The 18,907-nt window shown below is 44.0% G+C and carries 16 protein-coding genes and 2 pseudogenes; 5 read left to right on the top strand and 13 right to left on the bottom strand.

The window, feature by feature from the left end:
• Positions 1-65: 65 nt before the first annotated feature.
• Positions 66-407, bottom strand: coding sequence for a cupin domain-containing protein (locus PAV_RS11435; RefSeq protein WP_005546232.1), 342 nt, complete (start codon positions 405-407; stop codon positions 66-68).
• Between the two features lie 344 nt (positions 408-751).
• Between PAV_RS11435 and PAV_RS11430 the strand changes: the two are divergent.
• A pseudogene (locus PAV_RS11430) lies at positions 752-1,126 on the top strand (VOC family protein); the annotation flags it as partial.
• A 186-nt stretch (positions 1,127-1,312) separates the two neighbouring features.
• Positions 1,313-2,533 carry a GNAT family N-acetyltransferase gene (locus tag PAV_RS11425; RefSeq protein WP_005546228.1) on the top strand — a complete coding sequence of 407 codons (1,221 nt, stop codon included), beginning with the start codon at positions 1,313-1,315 and terminating at the stop codon, positions 2,531-2,533.
• 112 nt (positions 2,534-2,645) lie between these two features.
• Here the strand turns inward: PAV_RS11425 and PAV_RS11420 are convergent, their stop codons facing one another.
• From PAV_RS11420 to PAV_RS11410, 4 genes are all read right to left on the bottom strand, one after another.
• Complete coding sequence (locus PAV_RS11420; RefSeq protein WP_005546225.1) at positions 2,646-3,581, bottom strand: aminoglycoside phosphotransferase family protein; 936 nt, start codon at positions 3,579-3,581, stop codon at positions 2,646-2,648.
• Positions 3,582-3,612: 31 nt separating this feature from the next.
• Positions 3,613-3,825 carry a YdeI/OmpD-associated family protein gene (locus tag PAV_RS37225; RefSeq protein WP_338010899.1) on the bottom strand — a complete coding sequence of 71 codons (213 nt, stop codon included), beginning with the start codon at positions 3,823-3,825 and terminating at the stop codon, positions 3,613-3,615.
• A gap of 8 nt (positions 3,826-3,833) precedes the next feature.
• Positions 3,834-4,292, bottom strand: coding sequence for a hypothetical protein (locus PAV_RS11415; protein WP_005546223.1), 459 nt, complete (start codon positions 4,290-4,292; stop codon positions 3,834-3,836).
• 127 nt (positions 4,293-4,419) lie between these two features.
• Positions 4,420-5,019, bottom strand: coding sequence for a DUF2087 domain-containing protein (locus tag PAV_RS11410; protein WP_005546221.1), 600 nt, complete (start codon positions 5,017-5,019; stop codon positions 4,420-4,422).
• 254 nt (positions 5,020-5,273) lie between these two features.
• On the opposite strand from PAV_RS11410, the gene PAV_RS11405 reads away from it, so the two are divergent.
• Complete coding sequence (locus tag PAV_RS11405) at positions 5,274-6,197, top strand: GNAT family N-acetyltransferase (RefSeq protein ID WP_005546219.1); 924 nt, start codon at positions 5,274-5,276, stop codon at positions 6,195-6,197.
• 106 nt (positions 6,198-6,303) lie between these two features.
• Here the strand turns inward: PAV_RS11405 and gnpA are convergent, their stop codons facing one another.
• Positions 6,304-8,475, bottom strand: coding sequence for a 1,3-beta-galactosyl-N-acetylhexosamine phosphorylase (gene gnpA / locus PAV_RS11400; RefSeq protein WP_005546217.1), 2,172 nt, complete (start codon positions 8,473-8,475; stop codon positions 6,304-6,306).
• Between the two features lie 198 nt (positions 8,476-8,673).
• Between gnpA and PAV_RS34605 the strand changes: the two are divergent.
• Positions 8,674-8,796, top strand: a pseudogene (locus PAV_RS34605) (IS1595 family transposase); the annotation flags it as partial.
• 41 nt (positions 8,797-8,837) lie between these two features.
• Positions 8,838-9,542: an alpha/beta hydrolase gene (locus tag PAV_RS11395; protein ID WP_005546216.1), complete on the top strand. Its 705-nt coding sequence runs from the start codon at positions 8,838-8,840 to the stop codon at positions 9,540-9,542.
• 143 nt (positions 9,543-9,685) lie between these two features.
• On the opposite strand, the gene PAV_RS11390 is transcribed toward PAV_RS11395, so the two are convergent.
• From PAV_RS11390 to kduI, 7 genes are all read right to left on the bottom strand, one after another.
• Complete coding sequence (locus PAV_RS11390; RefSeq protein ID WP_005546213.1) at positions 9,686-10,489, bottom strand: hypothetical protein; 804 nt, start codon at positions 10,487-10,489, stop codon at positions 9,686-9,688.
• A gap of 38 nt (positions 10,490-10,527) precedes the next feature.
• On the bottom strand, positions 10,528-12,123 hold the full coding sequence (locus PAV_RS11385; protein WP_005546212.1) for a response regulator transcription factor: 1,596 nt from the start codon (positions 12,121-12,123) through the stop codon (positions 10,528-10,530).
• Positions 12,098-13,855, bottom strand: coding sequence for a sensor histidine kinase (locus PAV_RS11380; protein WP_005546210.1), 1,758 nt, complete (start codon positions 13,853-13,855; stop codon positions 12,098-12,100). The genes PAV_RS11385 and PAV_RS11380 overlap by 26 nt, the downstream gene beginning before the upstream one ends.
• Before the next feature lie 78 nt (positions 13,856-13,933).
• The gene (locus PAV_RS11375) at positions 13,934-15,127 is read right to left on the bottom strand and encodes a glycoside hydrolase family 88 protein (protein WP_005546208.1); all 1,194 of its coding nucleotides are present in this window, start codon (positions 15,125-15,127) and stop codon (positions 13,934-13,936) included.
• 127 nt (positions 15,128-15,254) lie between these two features.
• Positions 15,255-17,069 (bottom strand): DUF2264 domain-containing protein, encoded by a 1,815-nt coding sequence (locus PAV_RS11370; protein WP_040735809.1) that lies wholly within the window; start codon positions 17,067-17,069, stop codon positions 15,255-15,257.
• Between the two features lie 140 nt (positions 17,070-17,209).
• Positions 17,210-18,016 carry a gluconate 5-dehydrogenase gene (locus PAV_RS11365; RefSeq protein WP_005546205.1) on the bottom strand — a complete coding sequence of 269 codons (807 nt, stop codon included), beginning with the start codon at positions 18,014-18,016 and terminating at the stop codon, positions 17,210-17,212.
• Between the two features lie 41 nt (positions 18,017-18,057).
• Positions 18,058-18,888: a 5-dehydro-4-deoxy-D-glucuronate isomerase gene (gene kduI, locus PAV_RS11360; RefSeq protein ID WP_085981362.1), complete on the bottom strand. Its 831-nt coding sequence runs from the start codon at positions 18,886-18,888 to the stop codon at positions 18,058-18,060.
• Positions 18,889-18,907 lie beyond the last annotated feature (19 nt).

Genomic DNA, 18,907 nt, shown 5'->3' with positions numbered 1-18,907 from the left:
ATCTACCACGGTATCCTGCCCTATCCCCAGGGGCACTATGTCATTTGCCTTATGCAACGCTATGATTACATATTTTGGGCATAGCGCTCACATGGCGTTTTCGTCAAAATAACATACAGGCTGGAATCGGCATCTGTCCCGTTGCGATAAGCAAAATTTTCGTCTCCAGCAATATGAAGGATATCTCCTTCTGCAACTTCAGTCTCCACCCCATTGACAGTCACTGTCCCGCTTCCGTCCAGAACTAAGATATATACATCAGCTCCCGGATGATTATGTGTCGGCAATTCGGCTCCTCGGCTGAAGTTCAACACGAAAATAACGTTGTCTCCATCCTTATGAATGATTCGTTTCGTAAATCTGCCTTCTACATATTCCTGAAATTGGGATACATGATTTTTTTGCATGAGATCTCACCTTCCAATATTGTAAATGAATCTATTTTCCGATCTTCGACGAGGGAAACATTCCTGTCCTGCACCTATTATATAGGACGGATCCAAAAACATTGTGATTATAATCACATAACAAAATAGAATACTTTCCCCAATTACCAAGCGTCATATACAACTATGACGTTGAAGCAATCCCTAATCTTAATTTTATAATCCTATCGTGTAATCAAAATAAAGGAATTGGAGCTGCGATTGATGAACTGCTGTCTTCCCGTCTGTTTGCTTGCAATCCAAGTCCAGAAATTGTACCATCGAACATGGATTCAGCAAATTCAATGAGAAGTGGAGAATGACCTATGATCAATCAAATCGGACAAGTTATGCTGTATGTAAATGATCAAGACCAAGCCGTGCAATTTTGGACAGAAAAGGTCGGCTTCGTTGTCGTATCGGAAGATAACAACGGACAAGGTATGAAATGGATTGAAATCGCCCCTGCACAAGGTGCTCAAACCTCCTTCGTGCTTCATAACAAGCAGCTTATTGCCCAGATGCAGCCAGAGCTTAACCTTGGCACACCTTCGATCATGCTATTCTCCGACAATCTCGATGGACTGTATGAAGCTTTCAAGGATAAAGGCATTACGGTCGGTGAATTAGTGACCATGCCCACAGGCCGCTTATTCAACTTTGCAGACAGCGAAAACAACTATTTTGCGGTTATGGAGAAAAATAAACCCGTTTTCCAATATACAACGCCTCCACTTTCGTGGCGGCGCTCTTTTTTGTTTCGCAGCTTCTGCCTTTCGTCGTCTCTCCTACCTTCACAGTCCTTATTTCTATACATGATTGAACCATGTCAATTTCGTGTAAAATAGTATAAGGCTAATCGGCCCTAAATAAGGAGGTTCTATTCCATGAGCCGTCAAAAGCTGCAAGAAAGACTGAAAATGAAGGAAGTTGAAATCCAGCATGGCGAGCAGTTCAATGACTTGCTGCGCTATGTATTCCAAGTGACCAATCATGATTTGCAGGCGCTAGGTTGGGAAAATCGCGAGATCGCGCAGGCTAAGCTGCCTGTGCTGAGGCAGGCTGACGTGCTGGGCTGGTTCGATGGGGATAAACTTATTTCCCAATTGGCAGTATACCCGTTCCAAGTCAACATCTTTGGCCAAATATATGAAATGGGCGGATTAACAGGAGTCGGCACCTACCCTGAATACGCCAACCTAGGCTTAATGAATAAGTTGATGCGTCAAGCCCTGACGAATATGCGCAAGCGCAAGCAATCCGTATCCTATTTATATCCTTATTCCATTCCTTACTACCGCCGGAAAGGCTGGGAGATCATCTCCGATAAAATCTCGTTCGAAGTGAAAGATACACAGTTGCCCAAGCTTAAAACAGTACCCGGCAATGTAGAGCGTGTTACGATTGAGCATCCAGACGTGCGACAAGTCTATCACCACTTTGCTCTGCAGACACACGGTGCAATGCTGCGCAATGAACTGGCGTGGGAGGAATATTTGCGATGGGATCTCGATGATATGACCGTGGCCGTTTATTATAACAGCAGCCATGAGCCAACAGGGTATTTGCTTTACTGGATTGCCGAGGAAGTGTTCTATATGAAAGAGATGGTGTATGTGAACCAGGAAGCACGCAATGGCTTATGGAACTTCATCAGTGCACACTTCTCCATGGTGACCAAAGTAAAGGGGCATATTTATACCGATGAACCACTTGCCTTTTTGCTTGAAGACAGTGACATTAAGGAGACGATTGCTCCCTACTATATGGCAAGGATCGTCGACATCGGCTTATTTTTGAAACAATATCCGTTCCAGCCACAGGAAATGCCGTGCAGCTTCACCTTCGTCCTCCACGATCCGATGCTGGAGTGGAATCAAGGCGTGTTCACTTTATCAGTAGATGAACAAGGACATGGGAAGCTGATCAAGGGTGGAAATCAACGAGATGCTGAATTCGATATCCAAACATTAACCACTATGCTTATGGGCTATAAGCGCCCATCTTATTTAGCAAAAATCGGACGATTCCAGGCCAACGAAGCAACCATTGATATGCTTGAACGACTGATCATCCGCCAAATCCCATACTTCTCCGACTATTTCTAAGCGAACAAAAAGAGAGCACTTCCAACTCCCAAACGAGTTAGAGTGCTCTCAACTGCTTTACGCCACTTCTGATGGACGATGCTGTTTGCTTCCATTTCTACTTCCGCTTCCGTCATTCCATAGGCAGGTGTGCTTGAAGCAATCTTTTTACTTCATAAATATCGGTTAATGACTGAGCACCCAGCTTCGAATACTTCTCACAGATCATTCTAACAAAGTCAAAGCCGAATTCATGCAGCAATATAGCGAGAAATACCTCATCGATGAACGCTTCGCGGCTGCAATTCAGCTCATGCATGAACAATTGGATCAACTCGGCATCAAAATCAAATAACGAGAACAAAATTGGCGGGTATTCATACGCCGCTGGAGCAATCGTACTGTCTGCAAAGTCGATCATGTAAAGCTGACCTTTTGCATCAACCATGACATTCTCCGCTGTGATATCGCCATGCACATATACGGGCTGTGATATCGGGCTTTTCGCGACAATTTCAGCAATTTGAGTTCGGATAGCTTCAGTAAATATGTTCCATCTCGCGTTGCGAACGACTCTTTGCTTTATAGCATTTGCATCGACCTGCTCCTCAGGCAGCGTGTTCAGCTTGTCCAGATTAGCAAGCAGTTGCTTAACGAATGTCGCCTTCTGGGAGGATGTTGAATTAGGCAGTACCTTGCCCGCTTCCTGCCCTTGAATAAAGTCCATGATGATATAACGGAACAAATATTTATCTTTAATAAAGGATGCCGCGATAATGTTCGGCGCGTGAATGCCTTGCTGGAGAGCACGTTCCATTGCACTGATTTCTGCATCGTAATCAGCGTCGGTATTCGCTCCAGATTCCTTGGGCGCAAAAATTTTAATCACGTAGCTGCCTGCCCGAAATACCGCGTTCGTGCCTGGAGTTACATTCGATATTTGCTCTGCGCCGCTCAAATCTTCTTTCTCGTAAATGACTTCGATGAGCTGTCGAAAATCTTCAATTGATTGATAAACGGCTCCCCATGAATTCCAATTCTTGATTTCCTTTGTAAAAGCGAAACTCATTGGCTGACTCTCCCCGATCCTGCACAATATGTTATTTTCCTCGTCTTCGATAAAGATCAAATGATTTGTATCCCTTGGCCAAAATGGACTCCATCTCTATTAGCCTTTTTTGCTGCGTTTCTGTTTTTTTGGCACTATACACATAACGCGCCCAATCCTTTTGATAGCCTGGCGTCAAGTTGTTGTAAAACTCCAATTGCGCGCTGTTTGCCAGGTATTTCTGAATGTCAGCGATATGATCCACGTAGTCATCTACACACTGGCTCTTTGTAGCTCCTGCTGGTTTGGTTGTTTTTTCGTTTCCGACTTCAGCCCGATTACCGTAAACACGTCATCCAAGCTAACCATCCGCGCAAATTTAATAGCGCTGTTTGCTACATAGCCATCCTCATTGACGAATCCAATATTGAAAAAGCTGTCACGTTCAATATATTGCTCATATTTGGGATTGTTTTTCTTCGGATAAGCGACGAACAGATACCCCTTGTTATTCAACAACTGCTTATCGATAACCATCTGTACGAGCTCTGTAAATTCTTCTAGCGTGAAGATAAATGCAAAAATAAGATCATAGTTCTCCTTGCGGATTGCATTGTCATAATCCAATTCATCGAATTCTGCTATATCGCTCGGCTTGTTCAAAATCAGCTTCATCGGGTATTTATTCAAATTCAATTTATCAATAATATTCTTCTTGGAGTTCTGGTTCATCCTGTGTCAGTTCCTTCCCATATGTGCTGTCCATTAGTATACCATCCAGCCTGAGAATCCACATATCCTGACCAACTGTTACGTGCACTGTCTATACCTAATTGGCTGTGAAGTACCCAGCCTTTGTTCATGATAAGGTTGACCAATTGGCCCACAACTCCCGCGGGTTCATCTCATAGAGATCATTTTCTCGGTACAAAAATTGATGCATAATAAATTCCCGGCGAATCGTAGCAAAATCCTCATGATAGGCCTTAATGAATTCATTGATTTCCTTCTCGCTGTATTTCCGCCCCATTTCAAGGTTAGACACCATATGTTCCAGTACAATAAGCTTCTTTTTTAGCTGGGAAGGGATGTTCTTTAACTTGCCTTCCTTGGAAATAAAATTGCGAATGACCGAATCTTTCATCCGCTGGTGATCCTCATTCAACATTTCAGTACCTCCTTCAGCTCTGCGATAAATGAGATTCATGGCGGCAACGGCATTGTTTTTCAGAAAATAGTCATTTAATGAAAAATAAATCATGTTCTTCTCTCTTCGTTCGTTAATGAGGCTCGCTTCGCGAAGCTTGGATGCATGATGGGTAATCGTAGCTGGTGTAACGAACAGCTTCTCCGCCAAGTCTTGACCGTTACGCTCGCCTTCCGCCAGTAAAATAAGCATTTTGATGCGTGTAGGATCGGCCAACGCTTTATGATAAGCAACTACTTTCTCTACCTGCATTGGGGGTATTCCTCCTCTGTTCGATCTGGGAAGCTCAATATGAAACAGGCAATAAAAACATTCGATTATGAAATGTGAAGTCATGATCACAGGTGGCATTATACAAATTGAATAAACATCTAATTAGATGTTTATTAAAATAGATGGTACACAATCAAGGAATATATTGTCAATCCATATTTTGTACCCTATAGTTATGAGGAAGGAATGACGTTTTAAGCTAGACTCACCTGAAAAAAAGAGAGGGGAATTCTGTGAATTTACTATCGTCTGAGCTTCAGATCCGTAATTTTCAACAAGAGGACATGCCTTTGCTAGGGGAATTATATCGATCTGTTACTTCGCGACCGAATGCAATATTTTGGTGGGTAGGCGAAGAAGCAAATTGGTGCAATGTAGTATGTGCCTTCGAGCACGGCAAGATGGTTGCCAAGGGACAGGTCAGTATCATTAATATTGTACCGCCCGGCCGGGCTCAAGAGAACAAGCATGCCATTTACGTGAATATCAAAGCTATCCCAGAACGTGAGCATGACTATGTGTTGCTTGACCGTATTTATAATCTGCTGTACGCCAGAGCCATCGAGTTGAAGGCAATACTTCCTGCCGAATACGGAACGAGACTCTGTGTTGGCAATGATTCAACAGAAGAGGCGAACAGTCAATTCTTCCTGCAGCGTGGTTACCGTCATCTGATTAGTCTATATCAAATGGAACGAATGATAGAAGCACCAATTCCAGAGCTGCAATTGCCAGAAGCTTATCAATTTTCTTATTGGAATTTAGATACGTCTGAAGAAGCTCATGCCTATCTGGATATCGATACAGAAATTTGGCCAGATAATCCGCTTGGATTGGAGAGACTGAATGAATACAGGCAGTATCCGCTCTGGACTTCTATGGTTGTCCGCCAAGGAGATACGGTCGTAGCCGGTTTATTGATTTGGAAAGAAGACGATTATGTCCAAATCGATAATGTATTCGTTCGCGAGAAATGGCGGGGTCAGGGCCTTGCGAAGTTCCTGCTTGCTCAGGCATTGCATTATGCCCAGTCTCACGGCTTGCCACGTGCTAGCCTGGAGGTATTAACCGACAATCGAACAGCATTACGATTGTACGAATCGCTCGGATTCGAGCAGAGGGCAGAAGAACTAAGGTACTGCATAGAGTTGAGATAAATGGATCGCTCTACAGGATTAGACAGGATTAGGCTGGAACAATTAGCTACTAATTGCCCAGCCTAATCTAATTGTTCTTCAATCGCAATGTGAATGCGACGTAAACTTACATATCAAACCAGCGCAATTCGCCGCCCTTGAGCTCCAATTCGAAGCTCTTGCCATTCGCGTACACAGTCGTGTTGCGCGGCTCTGCCGTGTTGTTGACAACGCAATACGTACCTGTTTCCGGATAGACATGGATTTCCGTATGCGCATCCGAACTAAACCAATTGTGCAATTCATGATCCTTGCTGCACGACCACAATATTGCACGATGCAACAAGCGGGCGTTCTCTGCACTGTACGGCAGTCCGCCGAGATAGACAGATCGACCGCCAAAGTAGTTATTGACTGCAAACTGCACTTCTTTATCCTTGCAAGCTAAAATATCAGCGCTCGTCGCGTATACATTTTTCTTGCCTTCACCAAAATTGATGTCACCATTCATATCGGCAGTAATAAAGTGAGATGGTTTTACATCCCAATTGTATTTATCGTAGCCGAGGGTGAAGCCGCGCTCCAGCTCTACGCCAAGAGCATCGCCCAGTTGGAAGAAACGGCCTTGATGTTGAACAGCGGATGGTTCACCTACCCCGATAAAGCCGCCTCCGCGAGCAATAAATGCACGGATTTGCTCAACAATATACGGGTCTTTCCAGTTGTCACCGCCGGTATGTGCGGTGTCCGCGTCACCGACATTAATAATGACATCGATATCATTGAGCAGCTGCGGCTGCTCACGAATGTCGTCAAAGCTAATGAACGATACATCGAAAGGAGCGCCGCTCAAAATCTCAATAATGCCCGCATAGCTGTAGTTTTGCTTCTGGTACAGTGCATGATGCACCATATGGCAGCCCCAAGAGCGCATTTTCCCCCAGCAGTTCAGTACAGCAACTTTAGCTAAGCACAGCGGCTTCGTGCGTGCCTTCTCATATAAATCACGGAATTCATCGGCAACTTTCGTGACATAATCAACAAAGTCTGGGAAGTCCAGCGCCAGCTTCAAGTAACCGCCATAGCCAATGCGATCTACAGGCTTACGCAAAATAGCTCGTCTAGCTGTCAACCAGTTTTCTTGAGCTTCTGCCGTTGGATTCCCGCCAGGATGGAACGTATCCGGGAAGAAGTATGGCAAGAAGCGCCCTTCTGTATATTTCACCCCAGGAATATCACTAATTAAGCGCAATGTCGAACCATTGCCGACGCTGCCGACGACTGCATCCAGTCCGATGGTTTTAAACTCATCCATATAAGGCTCAGTGCCAATAAAATGATCCCCTAAGAACATCATCGCTTCGCGACCTTCTTCATGGGTAATATCAACGAGCTCTTTAGCTAGCCCCGCCACTTCGCGCCGTTGGAAGGCCATAAAGTCCAAGTATTGTTTGGACGGAATCCGATACTGGTTGTTGTAGTAGCCTTCGTCAATAATATATTCCGGACGGAACTTATAGCCAACTTCACGCTCGAACTGTTCGAGAATATAAGGGCTGACGCTAGCGGAATAGCCGTACCAATCCACATATTTCTCCCGACGCAGTTCATCGAATATAAGCGTGAACTGATGGAAGAACGTTGTGAACCGTACTACATTTACATAAGGCTTGTCCCGCAAAAATTCACGCAGTCTGCCTTTGGAGTATTCCCGTGTCTTAGGCTGACGTACGTCAAACGTAATTTGTCGTTCGAAATCCTTCCAATCATTCACGACGGCATTGTACATATGAACAGGATCCCAAATCAGATAGGTTAAGAAGCTCACGCTATACTCATGGTAAGGTATCGTATTATTAATCATTACACAGCCGCTAGCTTCATCATAGCGCCAGTGATTCGTAGGTACGACCTCGCCAGTAGTACGATCGATAACTTCCCACCAGCGGTATATATCATCGCGGTTGTTAACTTGCAATAAGTCTTCGCTGATCCCTTCCAATAACCGAATAGAAAGCTCAGCATCTGTAGCAGCAACAAATTTCGTTGAAATATAGCATTGCTGTACTTCGTCAGGGTTTGCTTTCGCCCAATTGTTGTCTTTGCGGGTTGTATAGTAAGTAGCGTATACTTTCGCTCCACATTCAGCTAGCTCTTGCGGAAAAGTTGTGCCGTCTGCATCGCGCACAGCATCAGCTCCCCACAACTCCATCGTTTTCAGCGTTTCTCCTACGACATCAAGATCGGTAGGGATGGTGAGGCGCCCTCTGCCTTGTTTGTTCTGGTTCTGCTCGCCCATTTGAAACATGCTCCTTCCACATAACTGATTGTTGATACCATCATACTCAGCGAGGAAGGGAGACCCAAGGACGGATTATGACCTTCCACGGGTAAAATTTTGACCTTTGCTGCAAAAAAGGCTGCGTTTTTAAATCGATTATGGATTACTATAAAGAAGTAGAATGGCATACCAAGAATTAGAAAGACTCGATGACCATTGGAACATAAGCGCATACAAAGAGGAATACATAAAGGAGGAACTCACCATATCGGGCACATGAATGCTGTACACAGCAAATTAAAAAAGTGGATGAATACGTTTAATGGTGTTGCAACTAAATAAATCAGCAATTACTTGTATTTTATGGAGGATGAATTGTAATGTTAAAAAATAATTTGAAAATAGAAAATATTCCAGCGATTTTGTGGGGCGACAAATCAGATAAGTTATTTGTGGTGGTGCATGGTAACATGTCAAACAAGGCAGATGACTCGATTATTGTATTTGCAGAAGAAGCAACAGCAGTAGGTTATCAAGTGCTTAGTTTTGATTTACCTCAACATGGTGATCGTAAGGATGAAACTTATCTTTGCAACGTTCAAAACTGTGTTCAAGACCTTCATACAATTATGACCCATGCAAAAACATTATCAAATCATATAAGCCTTTTTGCTTGCAGCATGGGAGCGTATTTTAGTCTATTAGAATATAGCCATGAGCCGTTGAAGCAGTGCTTGTTTCTCTCTCCTGTGGTAAATATGGAACGTATCATAAATAATATGATGACATGGTTTAACATAAGTGAGAGTAGACTAAAAATAGAGAAAGAAATTTCTACACCTATTGGACAAACTCTCTATTGGGATTACTACTGTTATGTGAAAGAACATCCTATTGTTGCTTGGAATATTCCAACTTCCATTCTCTATGGTTCAGAAGATAACGTATGTGAATTTGACGTTGTGTCTGAATTTAATAAATCTTTTAACTGTAATTTGCAAGTAATGGAGAATGGAGAACACTATTTCCATACTGAGGAACAGTTGCAGTATTTCAGACAATGGCTGAAAAAACATATACGTTAAATGATAACTTTAAAAGCTTTTAAGGGGAGTCAAAATGACTTCCCTTAAAAGTTATATCATTTCAACATTGTTTTAAAACATCACCAAAAAAAGATATAGACCTCCCTGCTCACAGCAGGCTCAGTTCTATATCTTTTATTTACTCACTTTACTTCATAGCCATAAGCTTCAATTTGCGTTAGTGCAGGGAACGGCGACGGGTCAGCGGACTTGATTAAGTTCTTTACTGTCAATGACTCTACCTGACGCGGCGTAAGCTTAAATACCTGCTTGGCATGCGTTTTCGTTAAATGAATCGTCTCATAATCGCCATTGGAGAAGCAGACGGTTACTTGCTCCCAATAGTTATCATGAGGAAAGTCTGCTCGCAGCGTAAGAGCAATGCAGTCAATTTCTACCGTGCGTCCAAATTGCACGCTCATTTCAGCGTCATCTTGCTGGTTAATCCCCCATGACTCAAATGGCCATGCCCCGTGACCTGCATTAAAGCAATTGCCATTAATGGCATTGCGAGCGGCAAACACGGACTCTCCACGCGTTTCCACATTCGCAATCGCATGCGGATAACAACTGTCATTCTCATGTTGGTCGAATGGATTCAGGGCTACATTTTTGTAACTGGAGATTTCCGCTTCAGTCGCTAGACGCACGCTAAGCGCATGGATATCACCACTATATGATTTTGGATTATAGGAAATTTTCTTCTCTCCAAATGGAATCGTAAGCCGATAGCAAGTTGTTGCTAAATATACGAACGTTTCCGGCATCGTATCATCAAGCTGCAACATGACATATTGGTGGGGCTGCTCACTCTTTACAACAATTTGGTCACCCTCTTGATAAGGTTGATGATATACAAGCTGGGCTTGCCCCTGATCAGAAGCAGTTGCCAATACGGTATGATTTGCATCGTGAATTTCAATCGTAAACTGCGTTAGTGGTGTCATAAGATGATCATCTCTTTCTTCCGTTATTTGTGAAACATTTACGAGCATTCGTTCTTATAATCACTCGGTGTTACGCCCATATACTTCTTAAACACTTTAGAGAAATAGGTACGGTCTGAGTATCCTAGTGTCAGTGCGATCTGTTCCAGCGTATGCCCAGATGTTTTCAACATCTGTGAAGCAATGTTCATTTTATACTGATGGACATAATCCGTGAAATTGCTGCCAGTCATGCGTTTGAAATAGCGTGAGAAGTAACTTGGATTCAAATACAGATAGCGCGCAATATCAATGGAAGTAATACTATCAGCTAAATTTTGTTCGATATAATGTTGAATTTGCTGTAACTTCGGTTCATAGCTGCTAGCTAGTGTACCTCGCCCTTGTTTCCCCTCTTTATCGTTAGACATTGCTATCGCAGTTAGCGGGCGTTCCGCTAATGCAAGCACATCAACAAGGGTCCGTGCCTGCTCCATATAATTGAAGATCGCTTCATCGAGTCTAACCGAAGCTGCAATCGTCAGCTCGCGTAAGCAAACTTGCAGCTCATGCATGAATGAAGCAGGTTCAATCATTCTCGCTTGAAAATGTTCCTTCATATTCCCAATAATACGTTGGATACCCTCTATATCATGGATAGCTAGCGCCTGCTTTAGTTCACCTTTATAGTTGTCCAACTCCCCAGCAGGCAATTTCAGCCATGTTGATTCCATTGCCTGCCGCCGATCGGCAATCAGCATCGACTCCCCAACATAAAACTCATATTTATGGCGCAATAAGGAGTGATAACACGTACCCATTTGCTTCAGTTGCAACTTATCACTAACCGTGACGCTTACCAGCTGCAATTTCATATATTGTGCAACTCGTTCTTTCAATTTTTGCAAGTAGCTGTTGAAGTGCAACACGTTGTTATCTGCTAAATTATCGTGATAGTTATACACAATGACAAGATGATGTTGCTGCAAAAATGGCGTGATCCCTTCATACTTGCGTGCTAGCTCTTCCGCAATATTGTAGACGGCATAGCAAATTAACGATAACGATTGCTGTGAGTAATGTTCATCGTAACTGGCATATTGTACATGCACAAGACTGAGCATATACCAAGGACAGCTCCACCTTACTCCAATGCCAGCGGCATATTTAAGGATCTCGTCAACATTCGTTCGATCAAGCACACTCTGTAATAAACCTTGTTTGAGCAACTGTTGATTGTAGCTTGAAGGTTGTACACTTACTGACGATGATTGTTTTTTCAGTAAGCGCAGCGACTTATGCAAACTTTGTTGCAACTGTTCATCTGTTAATTGATCTTTAATTAAATAATCGTCAGCCTGAAGCTTAAGCGCTTGTCTCGCGTAGTTGAAGTCTTCATGACAGGTTAAGAAAATGACGCGCACGTCAGGTTTGATTTGGCGAAACTGTTCTGCTAACTCAATCCCATTCTTCTGCGGCAAGCCAATATCTGTTATCACAATATCGGGAACGGTCTGCTGAAACAGGTGTACTGCTTTGACGCTGGAATAGGTCGCAGCTACAACCTTCAACTGTAATTGTTCCCAATCAATCATTTGCTGCAATAATTTGAGCATTGGCACATCATCATCAATAAGCATCACTTTGTATATCACTGGTTGTCCCCCCGCTTGATGTCACTGGAATCTGCATTCGTGCCGTTATACCGTCATACCTGTTAGGAGCAAAAGAAAGCGCAGCCTCTGAACCGAAAGACAGTTTCAAGCGTTGAGCAACATTAACCAATCCGACCCGCTTATAACTAGGATCAGGTTCATCACTGCAACGCAACACACTTTCATTCAGTCGATGCAACAAAGACTCGTCCATACCTGCTCCGTTATCGGCAACCTCAATAACGATGGTATCCGCGTCATGATAGACGGAGATCCAAATTTGAGATTGCTGGCTCCTAGTATCATTGCCCTCCATATCTACATCAGTATCGACAAAGCCATGTATAATTGCATTTTCAACTAACGGTTGTAGTAATAACTTTGGAAACTTAAGCAACTGCAATTGTGGCTCTATATCGACTTGCAGTTGGATGGGAATATCACTGCGCATTTGCATAATATCAATGTAGTGAGCCATTAACTCACACTCTTCTTGCAGTGTTGCCAGTGCATTGAAATTCATATAGGCACGCAGTAAGCTCATTAAGGAGTCAATCATGCCGCTATGCAGTCGATCCTTCTGCAACATTAAGCTGCACTTAATTGAATTAAGCGTATTCAACAGAAAGTGGGGACGAATTTGCATAAACAGCGCCTCAAGCTCCAACACTCGTCTCTGCTCCTGTTGCCGCTCCATCTCATAAATGGACTGTTGCAGTTGATCCAACATCAAGTTAATCGTCTTGCTTACCGCTGCTAGCTCATCATCTCCCTTAACTTGCAATCTAACATCGAGCTTGCCGTTGCCAAATTGTCCTGCAACCTGCTGTAATTGCTCAATCGGACGATGCAATCGTTTAGAGATCAGCAATGCAAACAAAGAGAATATAATGACAAAAAGCATGACTTCAGCAGAACCGATATAAAGTGTCTTTGAAATAATGCCTCTAAACGTGTTGTTGCTCATCTCATATACAAGCTTCCACCCGTTTTTGCTCAGCACGACTTCCGAACGCATACGATCGTCCACCTTATTTGAATCGGAGGCAAGCAATTGTGCTGAGCCAGCAATCCGGTCACCATGTTCATCCAGGAGAGCAACATCCCATGACTTCACAGCTTGTAATGCATTTTCGAAATAGGACTGTTCAATTCCAATCAGCAGCACGGCCGTATGCCCTTTACTAACACGATCATAGATGACACGAGCAATATAATATTTACTCGCTCCCTTGTCATCGAGTAGTCCTAGCCACTGCAGCCGTTCTGGCTGTTGGAAATTAATTTTGCTATACAATTCTGACAAATGCGGTAATAGTTTCGCCGGTTCATCATCTCCTGAAGGGATAATAAAGTGCTGGCGGTTAATTAAGTACATCTGCGTCTGCCTATTCAACGTTTTCGAATTGATAAGCGAAAATACAGCTTTGATTTGCGAGAAATTCTCATAATCAGCAAAACTATTTAAATGCTTCACATCAGCGAATTGACGTAAGCTAGTTTTGAAGCCTTCATCGTTGACAATGAAATGGGAGGCAAACGTAGCATCATCAATCGTTTTGCTAAATTCTGCACCGATTACGTTCAACATGTTTTCATTCGTTGCATGCAACTTATCCAGCATCGATTCCTTAATTAAATAAAAAGATTGCACAGATACAGCAACCATCGGTACGATAATAAATAGCATGAAGGAAAGTAACATTCGTTTATAGTAAGTTAAATGGAACATAAGGTTAGCGTCACTTCCCTTCCTTCAATCCTTCATCATTTCCGTTACAGTTCAAGCCAAATCATCGACTTTATCTTCCTATTTCGATTTACGCTCATACCAATAACCAGGAATACCGCGTGCAAGACGCATCAGCGCTTCCAAGTAGTAATAATCGCCCCAAATCATATAATCATCAGGGGACAAGCCACCATGGACATAGTACGAGCCATGCTTAAGCAAACCTTCCGCTGCATCGTCATCCATCGTAGCATAGTTGTGAATCAGCGACTCCATACTGGTTGCCAGCATCTTTTCGAAATAAGGACGATCGGGGTCAGCATCATCCAAATGTGAGATAAGCTCCGCCAGTCCGGCAGCTACAATCGCTGAAGCTGAACTATCGCGATACGTACCAGCCGTTACAGGCGCATTGAAATCCCAATAAGCAACACTGTCCTCAGGCAAATGCTCAAGGAAGTAGCGCGCCATACGCTTAGAAGTCTCCAAAAATGCCTCATTTCCCGTATAACGATAGGAAAGTGCAAAGCCATATACGCCCCAAGCTTGCCCACGCGTCCACGTCGAACCGTTGCTGTAGCCCTGATGAGTCGCGCCGCCGATTGGAACCCCCGTCTCAGTATCGAAAAAGAAAGTGTGGTACGAACTGTCATCCCCACGAACGATATAGCGCCGTGTTTTCTCTGCTTGGATTTCTGCAACTTCTCGATACTTCGGATCACCAGTCTGTTCGCTTGCCCAATACAACAATGGCAGATTAAGCAAACAGTCAATAATGATACGACCCGCTTCTTGCTCGTTATCTTTCGTTCCCCAAGCTTGAATGTATCCGCTTCCATCGCTTGTGTTACGCCAACGCTTCAATAAATGATCAGCTGCATCCAGTGTCAACTTACGAGCACGATCGTCGCCTGTTATGATCCACTGCGCTTTGGAAGACAAGCTAAATAGGAATCCAATATCATGATGATCCAATACAACTTTTTGCTCAAACCGGTGACGAAAACTAGCCACAGTAGCTTCTGCTGCCTGCCGATAACGTTCATCTTGTGAATATTCATAGCATAACCACAATATTCCCGACCAGAAGCCATTTGTCCAGTCGTTGTTATCATTCAATTGATATTTCCCATTCAGGCTAACATGCGGAAACTGAGTTCCAAACTTATCAATATTGATCAGCGTTTTCGCTAGAATATTTTCAATTGCTTGTGTGTAAAGTTGATTTGCTTGCATGACCGTTGTTTGCGTTCCCTCTGTAGACATCTGCATTTCAGCCCTCTCTCAGAAAAATAACTCAATGCATATCTTATGATAGCGGATACATTCCGCAGAATGTACGCCTTTATTTGTGTGAAATGTGAACAATTTTGACTTTTTGGTTGTATTCGCTTTCTATCTATTTCACCTTAACCGTTATCGTTTGCTCGTTATAGTGCACAATTACGCGATCTGCTGTCAGCTTCACCTCAGGCAACTGCGACTCGCAACCAGCAGGCACTCCTGCCATCACACTTACTAACAAATGTGTCCCTGGCTGAAGTTCAGCACGCAGTGCAGGCATCAATGTACGCTCATAGAACACATTGGTGTTAGGCTCGGTGCGAATCATCTCCGCTTGTGTGAATCCTGTAACCGCCTTGGCGGTGGTAGTACCGGCAGGCGAATCGTAACTCGCCCAGCTTGTCTCGACTACGGTTGTGTCGTCACTGCTAACTGTGGCGAACGGCGCTGAGAAACTGGCATCATAGGCAATTAAGGCGCGGCTCGTTTCCAACTCGTGAATGCGTACATGGCTGTCGCCGCAAGGGACAATCGTACTGCGAATCGCAACTCCGACTTGCGGCTTCCAGTTATGTACAAGTCGATCTTCATGCAGCTCATAGCTCGTATCGAGCGGCTTATCACGAAAATGTACGCCATCCTCACTTACAGCAAGTACACTATCAAAAGCACCTTCATAGTAGTAATAATTACTGCGCGGCACACTAAAGCCAAACACAGTCGAGTAGGCAAATTTAGAATACTTGGCGCAAGCATGGTTCTGATAGCCAATAAATTGACCTACCGGATACATAAGCACATGTCGCGAATGATGCGTATGTTCAATCATCGCCTTCATGCTCGGCAGCGACAGTCGGCCTGGTGATACCTCTTGCTCTACTTCCTCTGCCTGCCAATAAGGATGGTCATCCGGAACAGCAAGCAATAAGAAGCTTTTGAACGCCCAATACGGGGAACCCGCACCGTTATAGCCCTCGCCCATCACCAAGTTCTGATAGCGATAGCCTACGCTTAGGACGCCATCTGTCGTAAAAATAGGATGACTCATCCAGCTTCGCATATTGCGCGCATACAAACCTTTAATGACGCCCCATGGCAGCGCTTCAACATCGGCCAGCACAAGCGCGCTCCAGAAGCTTGCTTGCGCAAAGCGATACGCTAGACTGCGACCGAAAGGAACCGCCTCTCCCTTGCTATCGAACCAATACTGATAGCTGCGCGCAAAAAGTATAGCCCGCTCTTTCAACCTAGCTGCCCGCTCCGGATCTTCATCCGCCATAAACGTAGCATAGATTAAACTATAATAATGGAACGCCCATGGGATGTAATAATCAAACTGCTGATCCACACCGTCAAAATACCAGCCATCGCCAACATAGCATGACTCAATCAGGGCAAAATCCTCTTCGATCTTCTCCTGAGAATACTTCATACCAAGCCGCTTCAGTGCCACATTCACTAAGATGCGAAAGAAGTGCCAGTTATTCGGCGCCAAACGGCGTCCATTAATTTGCCATAACCAGTCCGCCAAATGCTGCTGTTCTGTCTTCGAAAGTGTATCCCAAGTTTTGTGCGGTGCAAGCAGCAATGTAGTAGCGATAGATGCCATCTCGACCAGTAGTTGATCGCCATCCATCGTCTTGCCATAATAATGCTCGCTGTGCGGGTTGCATCCCTCCGCTAGTCCACGCATCCATTGATGCTGAAGCTGCTCGTCATCATAATGAACGAGGAAAGGCCCCAATCCCCACAGGATTCTTAAGAATCCTTCGGCATCTCTGCGATTCTCGGTATAGACCGTGCCGTGGCTTCCTAATGCTAAGTGTCCAGGCTGTTCTGCTGCCCGCGACCTTAGCGGCTGCACTAGCGTCAACAGGGCTTCCGCTACATCATCACGATGATTCCACTGCATGCTACGTATTTTCTCCATCACGATTATTCACGCTTCCTTCAACAGTTTTCACAGCACAACAAACCTCATAGCTCACATCGTACACATCAGATAAATTACAAAGACTAACAGCAACGTACTCCTGTTAGTCTCAATATTTTCATCTTACTATTCGTAAATTAAGGCTGCTTCCCAATATAGGCAAGGATTCCACCGTCAACATATAAAACATGTCCATTGACAAAGTCACTAGCTGGTGAAGCCAAGAATACTGCAGGACCTGCTAAATCTTCCGTTTCTCCCCAACGCTCTGCAGGTGTCTTCGCAATAATAAAGGAATCAAACGGATGACGGCTGCCATCAGCTTGAAGTTCACGCAACGGCGCTGTTTGCGGCGTAGCAATGTAGCCTGGTCCGATACCATTACATTGGATATTATATTTGCCATACTCAGAAGCGATATTGCGGGTTAGCATCTTGAGGCCGCCTTTGGCAGCAGCATAAGCAGACACCGTTTCCCGTCCTAATTCACTCATCATCGAGCAAATATTAATAATTTTACCGCCGCCTTTTTTAATCATTCCTGGAATAACCGCTTTGGAAACAATAAATGGTCCGTTCAAGTCAATATCAATGACTTCACGGAACTCTTCCGCAGTCATTTCTATCATTGGAATCCGCTTAATAATGCCAGCATTGTTGACAAGAATATCAATGACTCCAACTTCCGCTTCAATCTGTTGCACCATCGCTTGTACACCTGACTCGTCGGTCACGTCGCATACATATCCGTGTGCCTCAATGCCGATTTCCTTATAAGCAGCAATACCGCGCTCTACTCCTTCTTGCTTACGGTCATTAAATACAATTGTTGCACCCGCACGCGCCATAGCGCTTGCCAATTCAAATCCGATCCCGTACACTGCACCTGTTACGAGAGCGACTTTACCATCAAGGCGAAAACGATCTACCGAAAATTGTGACATTTTAATACTCCCTTCTCTATATACCCTATCTATTCATCTATCTACTTTAGATCGTCCATAGCGACCATATCCATATCGGTATATGTGATATTCTCGCCGCACATTGCCCAAATAAACGTATAGTTGCTAGTGCCAACGCCAGTGTGAATGGACCAGCTTGGACTGATAACCGCTTGCTCATTGCCGACTACGAGATGCTTCGTCTCATCAGGTTTGCCCATGAAATGAAATACCTTGTTGTCACTTTCCAAATCGAAGTATACATACGCTTCCATGCGTCGCTCATGCGTGTGGCATGGCATCGTATTCCAAGCGTTTCCTTCTTCTAGGTGCGTATAGCCCATTTGCAACTGGCATGACTGACACACATTCGGATGAATGTACTGATAAATTTTGCGCTTATTCATTGTGTTATCAGCACCTGTCTCCATTGGCTTAATGTTATCAATCGAAATACGCACATTCGGATATTTGTGATGAGCCGGGCTAGAAGCAATATAAAATTTCGCTGGATTGCTTGCATCTGCACTAGCAAACAGCACTTCTTTCGTTTCTTTTCCGATATAATAGCCATCCTGATTGCTCATCGATTCACGTACACCGTCAATCGTTATAAACCCAGGACCACCGATATTAATGATACCTAGTTCGCGACGCTCTAGAAAATACTCCACACCCAAATCTTTACTAAGCTTAATCTCCAACGGCTCTTTCGTAGGTGTTACGCCACCAAAGATCAAACGGTCATTATGCGAGTAAGTCAAGCGAATTTCACCGGGAACAAACACCTGCTCCACTAAAAACTCCTTGCGCAATTCTTCTGTTGTCATGCGTGCGATCGATTGTGGCGCATACGCGTAGCGTGTCTCCATAGTTTGCATATTTTCTAGT

Origin of the sequence: Paenibacillus alvei DSM 29, assembly GCF_000293805.1 — a bacterium.
In the GTDB taxonomy this organism is placed as follows: Bacteria; Bacillota; Bacilli; order Paenibacillales; family Paenibacillaceae; genus Paenibacillus_B; species Paenibacillus_B alvei.
This window is presented reverse-complemented; position numbering and strand designations above follow the sequence as displayed.

Bases quoted from the DNA above. Each gene is read 5' to 3' on its own strand.
- PAV_RS11435 (WP_005546232.1), bottom strand. From the start codon at position 407: ATGCAAAAAAATCATGTATCCCAATTTCAGGAATATGTAGAAGGCAGA.
- PAV_RS11425 (WP_005546228.1), top strand. From the start codon at position 1,313: ATGAGCCGTCAAAAGCTGCAAGAAAGACTGAAAATGAAGGAAGTTGAA.
- PAV_RS11420 (WP_005546225.1), bottom strand. From the start codon at position 3,581: ATGAGTTTCGCTTTTACAAAGGAAATCAAGAATTGGAATTCATGGGGA.
- PAV_RS11415 (WP_005546223.1), bottom strand. From the start codon at position 4,292: ATGAACCAGAACTCCAAGAAGAATATTATTGATAAATTGAATTTGAAT.
- PAV_RS11410 (WP_005546221.1), bottom strand. From the start codon at position 5,019: ATGCAGGTAGAGAAAGTAGTTGCTTATCATAAAGCGTTGGCCGATCCT.
- gnpA (WP_005546217.1), bottom strand. From the start codon at position 8,475: ATGGGCGAGCAGAACCAGAACAAACAAGGCAGAGGGCGCCTCACCATC.
- PAV_RS11395 (WP_005546216.1), top strand. From the start codon at position 8,838: ATGTTAAAAAATAATTTGAAAATAGAAAATATTCCAGCGATTTTGTGG.
- PAV_RS11390 (WP_005546213.1), bottom strand. From the start codon at position 10,489: ATGACACCACTAACGCAGTTTACGATTGAAATTCACGATGCAAATCAT.
- PAV_RS11380 (WP_005546210.1), bottom strand. From the start codon at position 13,855: ATGTTCCATTTAACTTACTATAAACGAATGTTACTTTCCTTCATGCTA.
- PAV_RS11375 (WP_005546208.1), bottom strand. From the start codon at position 15,127: ATGCAGATGTCTACAGAGGGAACGCAAACAACGGTCATGCAAGCAAAT.
- PAV_RS11370 (WP_040735809.1), bottom strand. From the start codon at position 17,069: ATGGAGAAAATACGTAGCATGCAGTGGAATCATCGTGATGATGTAGCG.
- PAV_RS11365 (WP_005546205.1), bottom strand. From the start codon at position 18,016: ATGTCACAATTTTCGGTAGATCGTTTTCGCCTTGATGGTAAAGTCGCT.
- kduI (WP_085981362.1), bottom strand. From the start codon at position 18,888: ATGGAGACACGCTACGCGTATGCGCCACAATCGATCGCACGCATGACA.